Origin of the sequence: Celeribacter sp. SCSIO 80788, from assembly GCF_051054295.1 — a bacterium.
In the GTDB taxonomy this organism is placed as follows: domain Bacteria; phylum Pseudomonadota; class Alphaproteobacteria; order Rhodobacterales; family Rhodobacteraceae; genus Celeribacter.
The window spans coordinates 1629525-1645561 of sequence record NZ_CP150482.1 but is presented as its reverse complement, the minus strand read 5'-3'; the positions used below and the strand labels follow the sequence as shown (position 1 = coordinate 1645561).

Sequence of the window (16037 nt, the reverse complement as noted above, 5' to 3'; positions counted from 1 at the left end):
CGCGGCCATGATGAAATCTCTCTCCGAACTCGGATTGACCGCGCAAAGCGGCCGCGAGGCGCAGATCACCGGCCTTTCCGTCGACAGCCGCCAGGTGCAGGCGGGGCATCTCTTCGCCGCCCTTCCCGGCGCGCGGGCGCATGGCGCAGAATATCTGCCGATGGCCTTGTCGATGGGGGCGCGTGCGGTTCTGACCGATCCGGAAGGCGCGCGCATCGCCGCCGGGGCCATTGCCGAATACGAGCCAGCACTTGTCGTTGTCGAAGACCCGCGTCAGGCACTGGCCTATGCCGCAGCGCTTTATTATGGTGCGCAGCCCGAGGTGATGGTCGCCGTCACCGGCACCAATGGCAAAACCTCTGTCGCAACCTTCACCCGCCAGATCTGGCAGCTTCTGGGCGCGCGCGCGATCAATGTCGGCACCACCGGTGTCGAAGGCGACTGGCAGGCGCCGAGCCCGCACACCACGCCGGAGCCGATCACGCTGCATCGCATGCTCTCCGAGGCCGCCCATGCCGGTGTCACCCATGGCGCGATGGAAGCAAGCTCCCACGGTCTGGCGCAGCGCCGTCTCGACGGGGTGCGTCTCTCCGCCGCCGCCTTTACCAATTTCACCCAGGATCATCTGGACTATCACGCCACGTTCGAGGCCTATTTCTCCGCCAAGGCCGGGCTCTTCACCCGCGTTTTGCCGGAAGACGGTGTGGCGATCGTGAATATCGACGACGCCAAAGGCATGGAGGTCGAAGGTCTCTGCGCCGAGCGCGGCATCGACGTGATGCGGGTCGGGCGGTCCGATGCCGCCGATCTGCGCATCGTCGGCCAGCGGTTCGATGCCACGGGGCAAGATCTGCGCATCGATTTCGTCGGCAATATCTATCAAATCCGCCTCGATCTCATCGGCGGGTTTCAGGCCGAAAACGTCATGGCCGCGGCCGGGCTCATCATGGCCTCCGGGGCGGACCCGGAAGAGGTCTTCTCCTGCCTGCCCGAACTGGTGGGCGTGCGGGGCCGGATGCAACATGCCGCGACGCGCGACAATGGCGCGGCGGTGTTCGTCGATTATGCCCATACGCCCGATGCGGTTTCGACCGCGATCAAGGCTTTGCGTCCGCATGTCATGGGCCGGATCATCGCCATCGTCGGCGCGGGCGGGGATCGTGACAAGACGAAACGCCCGCTGATGGGACAGGCGGCGGTGGCAAACGCCGATCTGGTGATCGTGACCGATGACAACCCGCGTTCCGAAGACCCGGCGTCGATCCGGGCGGAGGTTCTGGCCGGTGCACCCGAGGCGATGGAGGTCGGCGACCGCGCCGAGGCGATCCTCAGAGGCGTCGATGCGCTGCAACCCGGCGATGCCCTGCTGATTTGCGGCAAGGGGCATGAGAGCGGCCAGACCGTGGGCGATACGGTCTATCCGTTCGACGATGTGGAGCAGGCCTCTTTGGCGGTCTCCGCATTGGATGGGGCGCTCTGATGGTGCTCTGGACCTCGGACGAGGCAGCGAAAGCCACGGGTGGACGGGCGACACAAGCCTTTGAAATTACGGGTGTTTCGATCGATACGCGCACGATCCGGCCGGGCGATTTGTTTGTGGCGCTCAAAGACGTGCGCGACGGGCATGAGTTTGTCGCGCAGGCCCTGGACAAGGGGGCGGCTGCCGCTCTGGTGTCGCGCATTCCCGAGGGCGTCGCGGCAGACGCGCCGCTTCTGATCGTCGACGATGTGCTGCCTGCTTTGGAGCGCTTGGGCGCTGCCGCGCGCGCGCGCATGACCGGCAAGGTGATCGGGGTCACGGGCTCCGTGGGCAAGACCTCGACTAAGGAAATGCTGCGCGCGATCCTCTCCGGGCAGGGCAAGACCCACGCGGCCGAGGCCAGCTACAACAACCATTGGGGCGTGCCTCTGACGCTTGCCCGCATGCCCAAGGACACAGATTTCGCGGTGATCGAGATCGGCATGAGCCACCCCGGAGAGATCGCGCCTCTGTCCCGTCTGGCCCGCCCCGATGTGGCGATGATCACCACGGTCGCCCCTGCGCATATGGCTGCCTTCGAGAGCTTAGAGGGCATCGCGCGCGAAAAGTCCGATATTTTCAAAGGGCTTGAAACGGGTGGCGTGGCGGTGTTCAACGGCGATCTGGAGGTCTCCGACATTCTCGGGGCCGCTTGGGAGGGCGACACGATCCGCTTTGGTGAGGATGAGGCCTGTGCGGCGCAGCTCACCTCCGTTGAGCTGTCCGATGGCGCAACCCAAGGCTCTGCCGTGATCGACACCACCCATCTCGATTTCCGTCTGTCCACCGCCGGGCGGCATTTTGCGGCCAATGCCGTGGGCTGCCTCGCCGTGGCCTATGCTTTGGGGATCGATCTGGAAAAAGCCGCCGCCGATCTTATCCTTTGGGCGCCGCCCGAGGGCCGCGGTGCGCGCGAACAGGTTCAGCTTGCCGTCGGCGCGCCGGTCGATTTGATCGACGATGCGTTCAACGCCAACCCGACCTCCATGGCCGCCGCTCTCGAAGTTCTGGCCAAGGCCGAGCCGCATGACACCGGCCGCCGGATCGCCATTGTGGGCGATATGCTGGAACTCGGTGAAAAGGAACGTGCGATTCACGAAGGCCTCGCGGCTCTGCCGTGGTTCGCCACTGTCGATGCGGTGCATTGCGTCGGGCCTTTGATGCGGGCGCTCTACGATGTCCTGCCGGACGACCGGCGCGGCGTTTGGTTCGAGACCGCGAAAGACGCCATTCCGGCGCTCCAGACCCTCGTCGGTCCCGGCGATGTCGTGCTTGTGAAAGGCTCGAAAGGCTCCAAGGTCAGCCTTCTGGTTGACGCGCTGCGCGAATTGGGACAAGTGCCGCAGCAAACAGACGAAAGGTGAGTTGAGCGTATGCTGTATTGGATTTCCAGCCTGTCGGACGGGGGCGACCTGTTCAACCTGTTTCGCTATATCACCATGCGCTCGGGCGGGGCGTTCTTTACGGCGCTGATTTTCGCGATGGTGTTCGGGCGTCCTCTGATCGACCTGCTGCGCCGCCGTCAGGGCAAAGGCCAGCCGATCCGCGACGACGGTCCCGAGAGCCATTTCGCCAAGGCCGGAACGCCCACTATGGGCGGTTTGCTGATCCTGACGGCGCTGCTGGTTTCGACGCTGCTTTGGGCGCGGCTCGACAATCCCTATGTCTGGATCGTGATGTTTGTGACTTTCGGCTACGGTCTGATCGGCTTTGCCGACGACTATGCCAAAGTGTCGAAATCCAACACCAAGGGCGTCTCGGGCAAGGTGCGGCTGGCGCTTGGCTTCCTCATCGCCTTCATCGCCTCGGTCTGGTCGACCATGGTGCATCCCGCCGAGTTGCAGTTCCAGCTGGCGCTGCCGGTGTTCAAGGATCTGCTGGTTAATCTCTGGTGGTTCTTCATCCCCTTCGCGATGATCGTGATCGTCGGTGCGGCCAATGCGGTGAATCTCACCGACGGGCTTGACGGGCTTGCCATCATGCCGGTGATGATTGCCGCCGGCACGCTCGGTGCCATCGCCTATGTCGTGGGCCGCGTCGACTTTACCAATTATCTCGGCCTGCATTACGTGCCGGGGACAGGCGAAATCCTTGTCTTCACCGCAGCCCTCATCGGCGGCGGGCTCGGCTTCCTGTGGTACAACGCGCCGCCCGCGGCCGTGTTCATGGGGGATACCGGTTCGCTGGCCTTGGGCGGCGCACTTGGGGCGATTGCGGTCGCGACGAAACACGAAATCGTTCTCGCGATTGTCGGCGGGCTGTTCGTGGTCGAGGCGCTCTCCGTGATCATCCAGGTGGCCTATTTCAAACGCACCGGCAAACGCGTCTTCCTGATGGCACCGATCCATCACCACTATGAGAAAAAGGGCTGGTCGGAGCCGACCATCGTGATCCGGTTCTGGATCATTTCTCTGGTGCTGGCGCTCATTGGTCTGGCGACGCTGAAACTGCGATAACGAGAGGGGGCCGAGGCCCCCTTTTTTGAGTATTTGGACAGCAAAGGAGCGAGCGCGCGATGATCCCTGTGCTCGGATACGAAGGTAAGAAAGTGGCCGTGTTGGGCCTTGGGCGCTCCGGTCTGGCGACGGCAAAGGCGCTTGAGGCCGGTGGGGCCGAGGCGCTGTGTTGGGACGATTCCGTCGAGGCGCGGGAGCGGGCGGAGGCCGAGGGCTTCACCATCCATGACCTGCACAAGGCCAATGCTTTCGAGGGCGTCGCCTGTCTCGTCACCTCGCCGGGCATTCCGCATCTCTATCCCGAGCCGAACAAGGTGATTGCGCTGGCGTGGGACGCGGGTGTGCCGGTCGACAATGACATCGGGCTGTTTTTCCGCTCGCTGGGCCAGGGCGACTGGATGGAGCATGACACGCCCCCGCGCGTTATCGCGGTGACCGGGTCGAACGGAAAATCCACCACCTCGGCGCTCATTCACCACATCTTCGAAGCAAATGGCACGCCGTGCCAGCTTGCGGGCAATATCGGGCGCGGCGTTTTGGACATCGAGCCACCGGAGGAGGGCGAGGTGATCGTGCTGGAACTGTCGAGCTACCAGACCGATCTGGCCCGCGCGTTGACCCCCGATGTGGCGGTGTTCACCAACCTGTCGCCCGATCATCTCGATCGTCACGGCGGCATGGGAGGCTATTTCGCGGCCAAGCGTCGGCTGTTTGCCGAGGGCGGGCCGGATCGCGCCGTGATCGGGGTGGACGAAAAGGAAGGCCGCTATCTGGCGAACCAGATGGTGGAGGACGCGGAGGATCTGCGGCTCATTCGGATCTCTTCGGGGCAAAAACTTGGCGGGCCGGGGTGGAACGTCTTTGCCCGCAAAGGGTTCCTGTCGGAATATCGTAAGGGCAAGCAGACGGCGTCGATTGACCTGCGGGAGATGGACGGGCTGCCCGGTGCGCACAACCATCAGAACGCCTGCGCCGCCTATGCCGCCGCGCGCGCTTTGAACCTGTCGCCCAAGGGCATCGAGACGGCGTTGCGCAGTTTCAAGGGCCTGCCACACCGCTCGCAGCTTGTGCGTGAGTTGAACGGTGTGCGTTATGTGAACGACAGCAAAGCCACCAATGTCGATGCCGCCGCCAAGGCGCTTCAGGCCTTCCCACGCATCCGCTGGATCGCGGGCGGGCTTGGTAAAGAGGGTGGGATCGAGGCCTTGCAGCCCTTCCTCGGCTCGGTGTCGAAAGCCTATCTCATCGGCTTCTCGGCCCGCGATTTTGCGCTTCAGATCGGCGATACGCCCTATGAGATTTGCGAAACCATGGAGGTGGCCGTCGCCAAGGCCGCATCCGAGGCGGAAGAGGGCGAGACCGTTTTGCTCGCCCCCGCCGCTGCCTCGTTCGATCAGTTCCCGAATTTCGAGAAACGCGGCGAGGCCTTCGCCGCCGAGGTCGAAAAGCTTTGATGGGCTGGGCTGGTGTTAAATCCAGCCCAGAGCCACCCACCACAGGTAATCGAGCGGGATGAAAATCAGGAAGGTCAGCGCCGACAAAGACAGGGTCATCTTCATCAGGTGGCGCGTGCTTTCGCCCGCAAGCCCCATGGCGACGATCAGCGGCCCGACCTGATAGGGGAAGATCACGGTGGAAAACCCGATGACTTGGGTCATCAACACCGCCTCAAGCGAAAATCCTGTCGCCTGCGTCAGTTCCTCGGCCAAAGGCGTCAACACGGCGGGCACGCCCGGCATGGTGGTGAACACGGACGTCAGCGCACCCAGAGTGGAGAGCGAGTAGAAGTTGAGGAAATCCCGACCTTCCGCGAGGGGCAACATGCCCACGACCTGATGCGCGATGATCGCACCGAGACCGGAGTTGTTGACCACGGCACCCAGGGCCAGAGCGCCAGCGACGAACATCAGCATCCCGAAATCGACCGCGCCCTTGAACACCGGCGGCGGCACAAGGCCCAGACGCGGGATCAAAAGCACCAGAGTGGCGGCAAGGCCGATCCATGCGGCGTTGATGCCATGCATCTGGTCGGTGGCCCAAAAGCCGATGGTGGCCAGAAGGATCACCATCAGGATCATTTGCTTGCGCGAGGAGGCGGGCGTGTCCTTGGTGACTTCGATGGGCGTCGGCTCGACCTTGGCCGGGAAGAAATAGAGCGTCAGAAGCACCAGAGCGATGGATTTCAATACGCCCAGAACCGGATAATGCAGCAGCAGATAATCGGCATAGGAGAACTCCATGCCAAAGATCTTGTCCGCCATGCCCGAGAGCACGATGTTCGGAATGTTCGACGGCAGGATCGCAAAGCTCGGCATATTGGTCCCGAAGGCGATGATCACGGCGACGCCGATCCGCCCTTTCGAGCCTTTCTCAAGCCCCAGCATATCCGAGAGCGCCATGCCGACCGGCACGAGAACGGCGGAGCGGCCCAAGGACGACGGCATCACAAAGCCCAAAGCCATGCCGATCACCATCAGCCCGCCGATGAGCATCGGATAGCTTTTCGACAGGTGGGGCCGCGCCACTTCGCCGATCTTTGCGCCAAGCCCGGAATGGGTGATCGCGGCCCCGATGACAAACCCTGCAATGATCAGCCACATCGCGGTGGAGGTGAAGCCGGAGAAGACCACATCGGGGGCCGCCAGCCCCGGCAGAAGCAGCGCCGTAAAGAAAAACAGTGAGGCCAGATAGCCCGGCACAAGCCCGGTGGCCCAAAGTCCGAGTGTCACAAGGACGATGGCAAAGATCAGCGCCTGATGGACGGCAAATATCCCCGGAACGGTGATGGCGATCGCCAGCGCGATCAATGTGATGGCCGTGATGACGGCCTCTCTGAAATAGGTCATGTGCAGTCCTGCGATGTGAATGCGAAAACAGGCGCTGGCTTTGGGGCTGCACCTTTTGCGAAAGGTGTAGAAAAAATGTCGGAAATACGGTAGAGCGACATTATGCCAAATCATGTCGAATATCTGCCAAATGCCGATGCGCCCCCCACGGGGATCGGGTCTGACCTGACGCCGGGGCGCCCGGTGATTGCGCGGCGCGAACAATTCACCGGCGGCTATACGGTCGAGCCGCACAGCCATCCGCGCGCGCAATTGGCCATGTGTTACAACGGCATTCTGCGGATGCAGGCGGGCGAAGATGTCTGGATCATCCCGCACAAACACACGATCTGGATTCCCTCCCACGTCGAGCATCAGCTCAGCACGCAGGCGCCGGTCCTGACTCACCATCTCTATGTCGCACCGCCTTACGTTACGCGCGCGGGGCTGCCGCAGGAGGTCAGGGTGATGCGGACCACACCTTTGCTCAGAGGCGTGGTGGAGCGCATGGTGGACGGCGCGTTGACACGTGCGGAGACCCGGCGGCTGGCCTGGGTGGCTTTGGACGAAATCGGAAGGCTCAAGCCCGCCGCGATGCACCTGCCGGGCGGGCGCGATCCGCGTCTGATCGCGGCGATGGCGATCTTTCTGAAGCACCCCGAAGAACGTCGGGGGCTGGCGGAAATCGCCCATGAGGTCGGCACGTCGGAGCGCACCTTGGCGCGATTGTTCGTGACGGAAACCGGCAAGAGCTTTCGCGACTGGCGCGCCCGGCGGCGGATTTTGTTTGCGCTTGAGAGGCTGGAACAGGGCGAAAGCAGCACCGATCTGGCGGCGCATCTGGGATACTCCAGCCCCTCGGCCTTTATCGCGGCGTTCAAACGGGATCTGGGCGTGCCACCGTCGGCGTTTCGCTAAAGCGGTGCTCCTAAGTTTTAGCCGAGGGTGATGACCTGACGCGCCCGGCTCTCCGTGTCGGCCCAAGCCTCACTGACCCGCTCAAGTGGCACGCATTCGGTGGTGATCTCCAGTCCGATCTTGTCGGCCACGGCCAGCATCTCGCCCACAGCCGCGATCACGCGCGGCATGGCGACGCTGCCAAGCCCGCTGCCCATCAGTTCAATCGCCGAAGACCGCAACCAGCCTGCGGGCAGCGAGATTTCACCGCCGCCCATCGCGCCGATCTGCACAAAGCGGCGGCGGGTATGAGCCGGTTTTGCGCGGCTGGCGGCGACCAGAAGACTGCGCGCCGAGGGCCCCCAGAGATAGTCCAGCACAACGTCGACCCCGGTCGCGAAACAGGCGTCGAACCGGGCGCTCAGGTCATCGGTCTCGGTGAGAGAAATCGCCTCATCCGCGCCGAGGCTTTTGAGCCGCTCCAGCATCGCCGGGTTGCGCCCGATGGCAATCACACGGCCCGCACCCAGATGGCGGGCGATTTGCACCGCCAACACACCCGAGACCCCGGTTGCGCCATTCACCAAAACCGTTTCGCCGGGCTGCAATCGGGCACGGTCCTTGAGCGCCATCCAGGATGACATGCCGGGATTGGCCAGCGCCGCCGCGCGCAGGTCGTCTATCCCGTCCGGGAGGGCGACACAGTGGTCTTTCGGTACGGCAACCTGTTGGGCCATGGCGCCGTAGGGCGCGCGGGGGAAGGCAAAATACACCCGCGCGCCGTTTTCCAGAACGCCGGTGCCATCGACACCCGGGACAAAGGGATAGCCCCCGTCGAAAGAATAGTGTGCGCCAGAGGCCTTGGCCCGCACAAGCTGGCTGAGGGCAGCGGCGCGCACGGTGACCAAAACCTCACCCTCAGCCGGGGTGGGGGCATCGAAACTTGCGCAAACCGGGGGCTGGCCTGCCTGAGTGACAATCGCAGCTTTCATGGCGTATATCTTTCTGACTGGGATGATCCGAATGGGATTTAATGTGTATTATACACATATTTTGAGGGCGATTTTGTGTCAATGAAAAACATGCATAATGCACATATGTCGCCGGAGATGCGGGAACTTCACGGCGCGGTGCTCGATATCGTGGCGGTGATGAACCGCCCGCAACAGGATGCGCGCATGGTCGAGGCGGCCGGAGTGCCGCTCGATCGGGCGCTGTTTCCTTTGCTGGTGCTGGTCGAACGGTTCGGCCCGCTGCCTCTGGGCGAGTTGGCGGACCGGGTCGGGCGCGATCACACCACGATCAGCCGTCAGGCGGCAAAGCTCGAACAGCTCGGGCTGATCCAAAGACAACCGGGGGCGAAAGACGGTCGGGTGCGCGAGGCGGTGATCACGCCTGCGGGCAAGGCGATGACGGACCGGATCGACGCGGCCCGCGAACAGATCATGCGCCGCACCCTGTCGGATTGGTCGGAAGAGGATGTCGAGGTGTTGGTGCGACTGGTGCGGCGCTATGCGGATGCGATGACGATGCGCTTTTGATCCTCAATACTCCAACGCATCCAAGGTCTTTTTCAATAGCTTTGCCGAGGCTCCCAGCGCCTCATGCTCCGCATCGTCCAGCTCCGGAAAGAGATCCGCAATCACACCCTGACCGCCGACGATGCGGGGGATGGAGAGCGCCACGTCCTGCACGCCTTCGACCTTCGGTGTCACGATGGAGACCGACAGCACGGTCTGTTCGTCGCGCGCAATCGCTCGCACCAGCCGTTCAAGCCCCGCGCCGATGCCGTACCATGTCGCACCCTTGCCATTGATGATCGTATAGGCGGCATTGCGCACCCCGTCGTCGATCCTCGCCTTGACGCCTTCGGTCAGCGGCACGCGCATCTGGGCGGCGAAATCCTTGACGGAGAGCGTCCCCGCGCGCGCCGAGGACCAGCACAGCACCTCGCTGTCGCCATGTTCGCCGAGGACATAGGCATGGACCGAGCGCGGCGCGACGCCCAGATGTTCGCCGATCAAATGCCGGAAGCGTGCGGTGTCGAGGATTGTGCCCGAGCCGATCACCCGCGACGGCGGCAGGCCCGAAAGCCGCGTGGCGATCTGGGTCATGATGTCGACGGGGTTGGTGGCAACGAGCAGGATCGCATCGGGAGCCGCATCCAGCACCTTGCCGATGATCTGGCGAAACACCTCGGCATTGCGGGTCAAAAGTTCCAACCGGCTTTCGCCCGGTTTTTGCCCGACACCGGCGGCGAGGATCACGACGCCCGCGCCCTTCAGTTCCGCGTAATCTCCCGCCATGACCACGGTGGAGGAGGCAAAGGGCACGGCATGAGCGATGTCCTCGGCCTGCGCGCGGGCGAGGGCGGCGTTGTAATCGACAAAGACGATCTTGCTCGCGGTGCCTTTGAGCGCGATGGCATAACCTGCGGCGGAGCCGACCATACCTGCGCCGACGATCCCGATTTTCATATGCGTTCTCCGTGGCTGGAGGAAAGGAAGAGGATGGGTTAGCGCCACCATGCGCAGATTCACGTTAACGATCAATGACGGTGATCAATTCGCGTTTTTGCATAAGAGGCGCGACAGGGAGATTGTTTTGGGCAAAACCCCGCTTTCCTGCGCCTTGCGCCCGCCCAGACCGCAATCTGTAGTGGCGTGCGGGCACGAATACCGCTATTCTGGCCGGTATAGACCCGGAAAATCGGGCATGAGGCAGATGTAGGCGGTATCATGACAGAGATGGTGTATGGCTCGGCGCCGATGCGCGTGGGAGAGCCGATCCTTCCGCGTTGGTGGCGGACAATCGACAAATGGACGCTGTCCTGCGTCTTCATTCTCTTCGGTATCGGGCTTCTGCTCGGGCTGGCGGCCTCTCCGCCTCTGGCCGAGAAGAACCACTTCACCGACCTGTTTCACTACGTCAAACGTCAGGCGTTTTTCGGCGGCGTCGGACTCATGGTGATGATCGGCATCACCATGATGGACCCCGCGCGCGTGCGTCGGGTCGCCGTGGTCGGATTTGGGATCGCCATGGTGTCGCTCATGCTTCTGCCGTTTTTCGGCACGGATTTCGGCAAGGGCGCGACCCGGTGGTTCTCGCTTGGCTTTGCTTCGGTGCAGCCCTCGGAATTTCTGAAACCCGCTTTCGTCATCACCGCCGCATGGATGATGGCCGCCGCCCATGAGATCGGCGGGCCTCCGGGGCGGCTTTATTCTTTCCTGCTGACGTCGTTCATCGTTATCCTTCTGGCGTTGCAGCCGGATTTCGGGCAGGCCTCGCTTTTGCTTTTCTCCTGGGGTGTGATGTATTTCGTCTCCGGCGCGCCGCTGATGCTTTTGGTGGGCATCGCGGGGCTGGTCGTGGCGGGCGGGACGTTCGCCTATCACAATTCCGAACACTTCGCGCGCCGCATTGACGGCTTTCTCGACCCGACCATCGACCCGACGACCCAAATCGGCTACGCCACCAACGCCATCCGCGAGGGGGGCTTTTTCGGGGTCGGTGTGGGCGAGGGGACGGTGAAATGGTCGCTGCCCGATGCGCATACCGATTTCATCATCGCGGTCGCCGCCGAAGAATACGGGCTCATCCTTGTGGGCATCATCATCGCGCTTTATGCGACGATCACCGTGCGCTCGCTCTGGCGGCTGTTGCGTGAACGCGATCCGTTCATCCGCCTTGCTGGCACCGGGCTGGCCTGTGCTTTCGGCATTCAGGCCTTCATCAACATGGGTGTGGCCGTCCGGCTTCTGCCCGCGAAAGGCATGACTCTCCCGTTTGTGTCCTATGGCGGCTCCTCCGTGATTGCTTCGGGCATTGCGCTCGGCGCGCTTCTGGCCTTTACCCGCACCCGCCCGCAAGGCGAGATCGGTGATATCCTGATCCGGCGCGGACGCTGACGGCACCCTGAAAACAAAAAAACAACAAGAGGCAGATATGACCCAGCAAGCCCCCCTTCTCGTGATCGCCGCAGGCGGCACCGGCGGACATATGTTTCCGGCGCAGTCTCTGGCCGAAGTGATGCTGGCGCGGGGCTGGCGGGTGAAACTGTCGACCGACGCCCGTGGTGCACGTTATACCGGCGCGTTCCCGAAAGCGGTCGAGATCGACACCGTGCCCTCGGCCACCTTCGCGCGCGGCGGTGTTCTGGCGAAGGCTCTGGTGCCGTTCCGCATCGCGGGTGGCGTGCTTTCGGCGCTCACCAAATTCGTCTCAGACAAACCTGCCGTCGTGGTGGGCTTCGGTGGCTACCCGGCGATCCCGGCGGTGGCGGCGGCGACTTTGCTCAAACTGCCCCGGATGATCCATGAACAAAACGGCGTCTTGGGGCGGGTCAATCAGGTGTTTGCCAAACGCGTTAACACGGTGGCCTGCGGCACATGGCCGACGACCCTGCCGCAGGGGGTCGAGGGCTATTATGTCGGCAACCCGGTGCGCGGGGCGGTCTATGAGAAACACGCCGCGCCCTATATTCCGCCCGGTGACTATCCGATGGAGCTTTTGATCGTCGGCGGTTCGCAGGGCGCGCGCATCCTGTCGGATGTGGTGCCCGACGCCATTTCCCGCTTGCCGGAGGCCATGCTGTCGCGTCTGCGCATCAGCCAACAGGCGCGTCCTGAAGATCTCGACCGCGTCACCGGATTCTATCACGCCCAAGGCATTCAGGCCGATGTGCGCCCCTTCTTCGACGACATCCCGACCCGGATGAGCGAGGCGCAACTGGTGATTTCGCGCTCCGGCGCCTCGACCGTTGCGGATATTTCCGTCATCGGTCGCCCCTCGATCCTGATCCCCTATGCGGCGGCGGCAGGCGATCACCAGACCGCCAATGCCCGCGGGCTTGTGGAGGCGGACGCCGCCGTGATGATCCCCGAGAGCCAGTTGACGCCGGAAAGCCTTGCCGAGCAGATTTACAACGTGCTGGCTCACCCGCAAGGCGCCACCATGATGGCCCACGCCGCGCTTTCGGTCTCGAAACCGATGGCGGCGGAAGAGCTGGCAGCTCTGGTTGAAAATCTGGCCTTCAACAAACAATGACGGCCCTTGTGGGCGACAGACGAGTGAGACGAAAAACATGAACGCTTCCGTGACCAAACTCCCCACCGAGATGGGCGCAATCCATTTTGTCGGCATCGGCGGCATCGGCATGTCGGGGATTGCCGAGGTGCTTTTGAACCATGGCTATCAGGTGCAGGGATCGGATCTGAAAGCGTCGAAAATCACCGACCGGCTCAAGGCGCTTGGCGCGGTGATCTATGAGGGGCAGCGCGCGGAAAATCTGGAGAACGCCGAGGTCGTGGTGATCTCGTCTGCGATCAAACCCGGCAACCCGGAGCTTGATACCGCGCGCGCCAAGGGCCTGCCGGTGGTGCGCCGGGCCGAGATGCTGGCTGAGCTGATGCGTTTGAAATCCAACGTCGCCATTGCGGGCACCCACGGTAAGACCACGACCACCACGCTTGTGGCCGAGCTTCTGGTCGCGGGCGGCATCGACCCGACGGTGATCAACGGCGGCATCATCCATGCCTACGGTTCCAACGCCCGGATGGGGCAGGGCGACTGGATGGTCGTCGAGGCCGATGAAAGCGACGGGACCTTCAACCGCCTGCCCGCGACCATCGCCATCGTCACCAACATCGACCCGGAACATATGGAGCACTGGGGCACGATTGAGAACCTGCGCAAAGGGTTTTACGATTTCGTCTCCGGCATTCCGTTCTATGGTCTCGCCGTCTGCTGCACCGATCATCCCGAAGTTCAGGCGCTGGTCGGCAAGATCACCGACCGCCGTGTCGTGACCTACGGGTTCAACGCGCAGGCCGATGTCCGTGCGGTCAACCTGACCTACAAAAAAGGCGTTGCGCATTTCGACATCGTGCTTGCCGCCGACGAGATGGTGATCGAGGGTTGCACCCTGCCGATGCCGGGCGATCACAACGTGTCGAACGCTTTGGCCGCCGTCGCCGTGGCACGTCATCTCGGCATGAAGGCCGAGGAAATCAAACAGGCCTTGGCCGCGTTCGGCGGTGTGAACCGTCGCTTCACCCGCGTCGGCGAGGTCAATGGCGTCACGATCATCGACGATTACGGCCACCACCCGGTCGAGATCGCCGCCGTGCTGAAAGCCGCGCGTCAGGCCTCGGACGGTCGTGTCATCGCCGTGCATCAGCCGCACCGCTACTCGCGTCTGTCCAGCCTCTTTGACGATTTCTGCACCTGTTTCAACGAGGCCGATGTGGTGGGCATCGCCGAGGTTTACGCCGCCGGAGAAGATCCGATCCCCGGTGCGTCACGTGACGATCTGGTCGCCGGTCTGATCCGCCACGGTCACCGCCACGCCCGCGCCGTGACCTGCGAAGACGATCTCGAACGGCTGGTGCGGGAACAGACCCGCCCCGGCGACATGGTCGTCTGCCTCGGTGCCGGGACCATCTCGACCTGGGCGCATAACCTGCCGGAACGGCTGTCGAAAGGCTGAGCATCTGACGGCTATCGCCTTAAAAATATTGAGCTTTGCGCTTTTGGTTATGCCGTGGTTTGCAGTGCCCTTGGCGGGCTGGTTGGGCGTCAAGGGGCGTTGGTCCGTCGCACTCCTGCTCGCTTTGTTCCTGACGTTGGGGGGCTGGGGGCTGTTTTTCGCCTTCGAATATGCCGTCAATCGGGGGCGTCTCATCGGCGGCCCCTCGCGCGCCATCTCCGCAGCCCTGACGCTGGCGCTGATTGCCTTTGCCCTGTCTCTTGCGGCCATGGGTGGGGCATGGCTCTGGCGGCGAAACGCACGGGCGAAGTGAAGGCTTCTCCGCTTTGTTCTGACGCAGAGACCTGCGGCCCGTGACCGGTTATCCTGTGACCATCGTCTGACAATGGAGACGCGCATGACACGCCAAGGACAAACAGGTCAGCTCAAACGCCGCATCGGCCCCGGATTGCTCACCGCCTATGGTGTGGGCGTCATGGTGGGCGCGGGGATTTACGTTCTGGTCGGCACGGTCGCCGCCGAGGCCGGGCTTTACGCGCCTCTGGCCTTCCTTCTGGCCGGGCTGATCGCGGCCCCGTCGGCGCTGTCCTATGCCGAATTGTCCACTCGTATCCCCGAGGCGGCGGGCGAGGCGGCCTATGTCGAGGCAGGCACCGGCTCGCGGTTCTTGGGCCTCCTCGTGGGGCTTGCCATTGTCGCCGGGGGCACTGTTTCGGCGGCCGCCGTGCTCAGAGGCGGTGCGGGCTATCTCGTTGCCATCGTTGACATTCCTTTCACGCTTGCGGTCGTGGTGCTCGGTCTTGCGCTGGTCGCGGTGGCCGTCGTCGGCGTGTTGGAGAGCCTCGCCATGGCGGCGCTCTTCACGGTCATCGAAGTCGGCGGGCTGGCACTCGTCATCTGGTCCGGCTGGCACGCGCCCGTGTCGCCCGATTTCGCAACCCCCGCAGCCCCCTACCTGCCGGGGATCGGCGTCGCCGCCACGCTCGCCTTTTTCGCCTTCATCGGCTTCGAGGACATCGTCAACATGGCCGAGGAGGTCAAACGCCCCGAACGCACGCTGCCGATCGCCATCATCGCCTCGCTCGTCATCACCACATTGCTCTACGCCGCTGTCACCATCACCGCCGTACGTGCCGTGCCGCTCGAAGCCCTCGGCGGCTCCGAGCGTCCGCTGGCGCTGGTCTATGAGGCGGGGGGCGGTCCGGTCGCCGTGCTCTCCGCCATCGCCGTCGCCGCCGCACTGAACGGTGTTCTGGCGCAGATCGTCATGGCCGCCCGTGTGCTGTTCGGTCTCGGCAAGCGCGGCGGTCTTCTGGGGCTGTTCCATCATGCTCATCCGCGCTTTGGCACTCCGATCCTTGCCACGCTGCTGATCGGCGCCGCCGTTCTGGCCGCAAGCCTCGCCCTGCCGGTCGCGGATCTCGCGGGCGTGACCTCGACCATCCTGCTCACCGTCTTTACGCTGGTTAACGGCGCGTTGATCCTTTTGAAACGCCGCAGCCCGAAAGCCCCGTTCCGTGTGGCGAACTGGGTGCCGGTCGTCGGGCTGGTCTTCGCCGTACTGGCGCTTCTGGCCTTCGCTCTGGGCGGCGTGTCGTGAGCCTGTTGCAGGAGCCCCTTGTGGTGCTCGCAATTTGGGCGCTTGCCACCATGGCCCTCGCTCCGTTACCCTTGCGCCACCAGATTCTCCCCGGATTGGCGCTTTTGCTCGTGCTGCCCGTGGTGCTCGTCTGGACCGGTCGGGTCCACGGATACCTGCCGGTGTTGATCGGTTTCGCTGCTGCCGTGTCTTTGTTTCGAAAGCCGCTCAAGGTGCTGTGGAGGCGACTTGTGCGGCGGTCCTGATAGGAAAT

Annotated in this window: 15 protein-coding genes; 12 read left to right on the top strand and 3 right to left on the bottom strand. The window is 63.4% G+C overall.

Annotation, left to right across the window (positions count from 1 at the left end; translation table 11 throughout):
* The first annotated feature begins 7 nt into the window (after positions 1-7).
* The 4 genes from V1471_RS08235 to murD are packed head-to-tail and all read left to right on the top strand — an operon-like array spanning position 8 to position 5429.
* Entirely contained in the window at positions 8-1480 is a 1473-nt protein-coding gene (locus tag V1471_RS08235) for a UDP-N-acetylmuramoyl-L-alanyl-D-glutamate--2,6-diaminopimelate ligase (protein WP_434287928.1), read from the top strand.
* Complete coding sequence (locus V1471_RS08230; protein ID WP_434287927.1) at positions 1480-2883, top strand: UDP-N-acetylmuramoyl-tripeptide--D-alanyl-D-alanine ligase; 1404 nt, start codon at positions 1480-1482, stop codon at positions 2881-2883. The genes V1471_RS08235 and V1471_RS08230 overlap by 1 nt, the downstream gene beginning before the upstream one ends.
* Positions 2884-2892: 9 nt before the next feature.
* A complete protein-coding gene (mraY, locus tag V1471_RS08225; RefSeq protein ID WP_434287925.1) occupies positions 2893-3975 on the top strand; it encodes a phospho-N-acetylmuramoyl-pentapeptide-transferase in 1083 nt (360 codons plus the stop codon).
* A gap of 59 nt (positions 3976-4034) precedes the next feature.
* Positions 4035-5429, top strand: coding sequence for a UDP-N-acetylmuramoyl-L-alanine--D-glutamate ligase (gene murD, locus V1471_RS08220; RefSeq protein ID WP_434287923.1), 1395 nt, complete (start codon positions 4035-4037; stop codon positions 5427-5429).
* Positions 5430-5444: 15 nt separating this feature from the next.
* On the opposite strand, the gene V1471_RS08215 is transcribed toward murD, so the two are convergent.
* Complete coding sequence (locus tag V1471_RS08215) at positions 5445-6821, bottom strand: SLC13 family permease (RefSeq protein WP_434287921.1); 1377 nt, start codon at positions 6819-6821, stop codon at positions 5445-5447.
* Between the two features lie 102 nt (positions 6822-6923).
* On the opposite strand from V1471_RS08215, the gene V1471_RS08210 reads away from it, so the two are divergent.
* Positions 6924-7718 carry an AraC family transcriptional regulator gene (locus tag V1471_RS08210; protein ID WP_434287919.1) on the top strand — a complete coding sequence of 265 codons (795 nt, stop codon included), beginning with the start codon at positions 6924-6926 and terminating at the stop codon, positions 7716-7718.
* Between the two features lie 17 nt (positions 7719-7735).
* Here the strand turns inward: V1471_RS08210 and V1471_RS08205 are convergent, their stop codons facing one another.
* Positions 7736-8689 (bottom strand): quinone oxidoreductase family protein, encoded by a 954-nt coding sequence (locus V1471_RS08205; protein ID WP_434287917.1) that lies wholly within the window; start codon positions 8687-8689, stop codon positions 7736-7738.
* A gap of 90 nt (positions 8690-8779) precedes the next feature.
* On the opposite strand from V1471_RS08205, the gene V1471_RS08200 reads away from it, so the two are divergent.
* Positions 8780-9238, top strand: a complete 459-nt coding sequence (locus V1471_RS08200) for a MarR family winged helix-turn-helix transcriptional regulator (RefSeq protein ID WP_434287915.1) — start codon at positions 8780-8782, stop codon at positions 9236-9238.
* Between the two features lie 3 nt (positions 9239-9241).
* On the opposite strand, the gene V1471_RS08195 is transcribed toward V1471_RS08200, so the two are convergent.
* On the bottom strand, positions 9242-10174 hold the full coding sequence (locus V1471_RS08195) for an L-lactate dehydrogenase (RefSeq protein ID WP_434287914.1): 933 nt from the start codon (positions 10172-10174) through the stop codon (positions 9242-9244).
* 261 nt (positions 10175-10435) lie between these two features.
* Between V1471_RS08195 and ftsW the strand changes: the two genes are divergently transcribed.
* From ftsW to V1471_RS08165, 6 genes are all read left to right on the top strand, one after another.
* Positions 10436-11605, top strand: a complete 1170-nt coding sequence (ftsW, locus tag V1471_RS08190) for a putative lipid II flippase FtsW (protein ID WP_434287913.1) — start codon at positions 10436-10438, stop codon at positions 11603-11605.
* Between the two features lie 37 nt (positions 11606-11642).
* Positions 11643-12743, top strand: a complete 1101-nt coding sequence (murG, locus tag V1471_RS08185) for an undecaprenyldiphospho-muramoylpentapeptide beta-N-acetylglucosaminyltransferase (RefSeq protein ID WP_434287912.1) — start codon at positions 11643-11645, stop codon at positions 12741-12743.
* Positions 12744-12780: 37 nt separating this feature from the next.
* Positions 12781-14184, top strand: coding sequence for a UDP-N-acetylmuramate--L-alanine ligase (murC, locus tag V1471_RS08180; RefSeq protein WP_434287910.1), 1404 nt, complete (start codon positions 12781-12783; stop codon positions 14182-14184).
* 49 nt (positions 14185-14233) lie between these two features.
* Positions 14234-14497 carry a hypothetical protein gene (locus tag V1471_RS08175; protein ID WP_434287908.1) on the top strand — a complete coding sequence of 88 codons (264 nt, stop codon included), beginning with the start codon at positions 14234-14236 and terminating at the stop codon, positions 14495-14497.
* A gap of 84 nt (positions 14498-14581) precedes the next feature.
* Complete coding sequence (locus V1471_RS08170) at positions 14582-15784, top strand: APC family permease (RefSeq protein ID WP_434287907.1); 1203 nt, start codon at positions 14582-14584, stop codon at positions 15782-15784.
* 20 nt (positions 15785-15804) lie between these two features.
* Complete coding sequence (locus tag V1471_RS08165) at positions 15805-16029, top strand: DUF2484 family protein (protein WP_434287906.1); 225 nt, start codon at positions 15805-15807, stop codon at positions 16027-16029.
* The last annotated feature ends 8 nt before the right edge of the window (positions 16030-16037 follow it).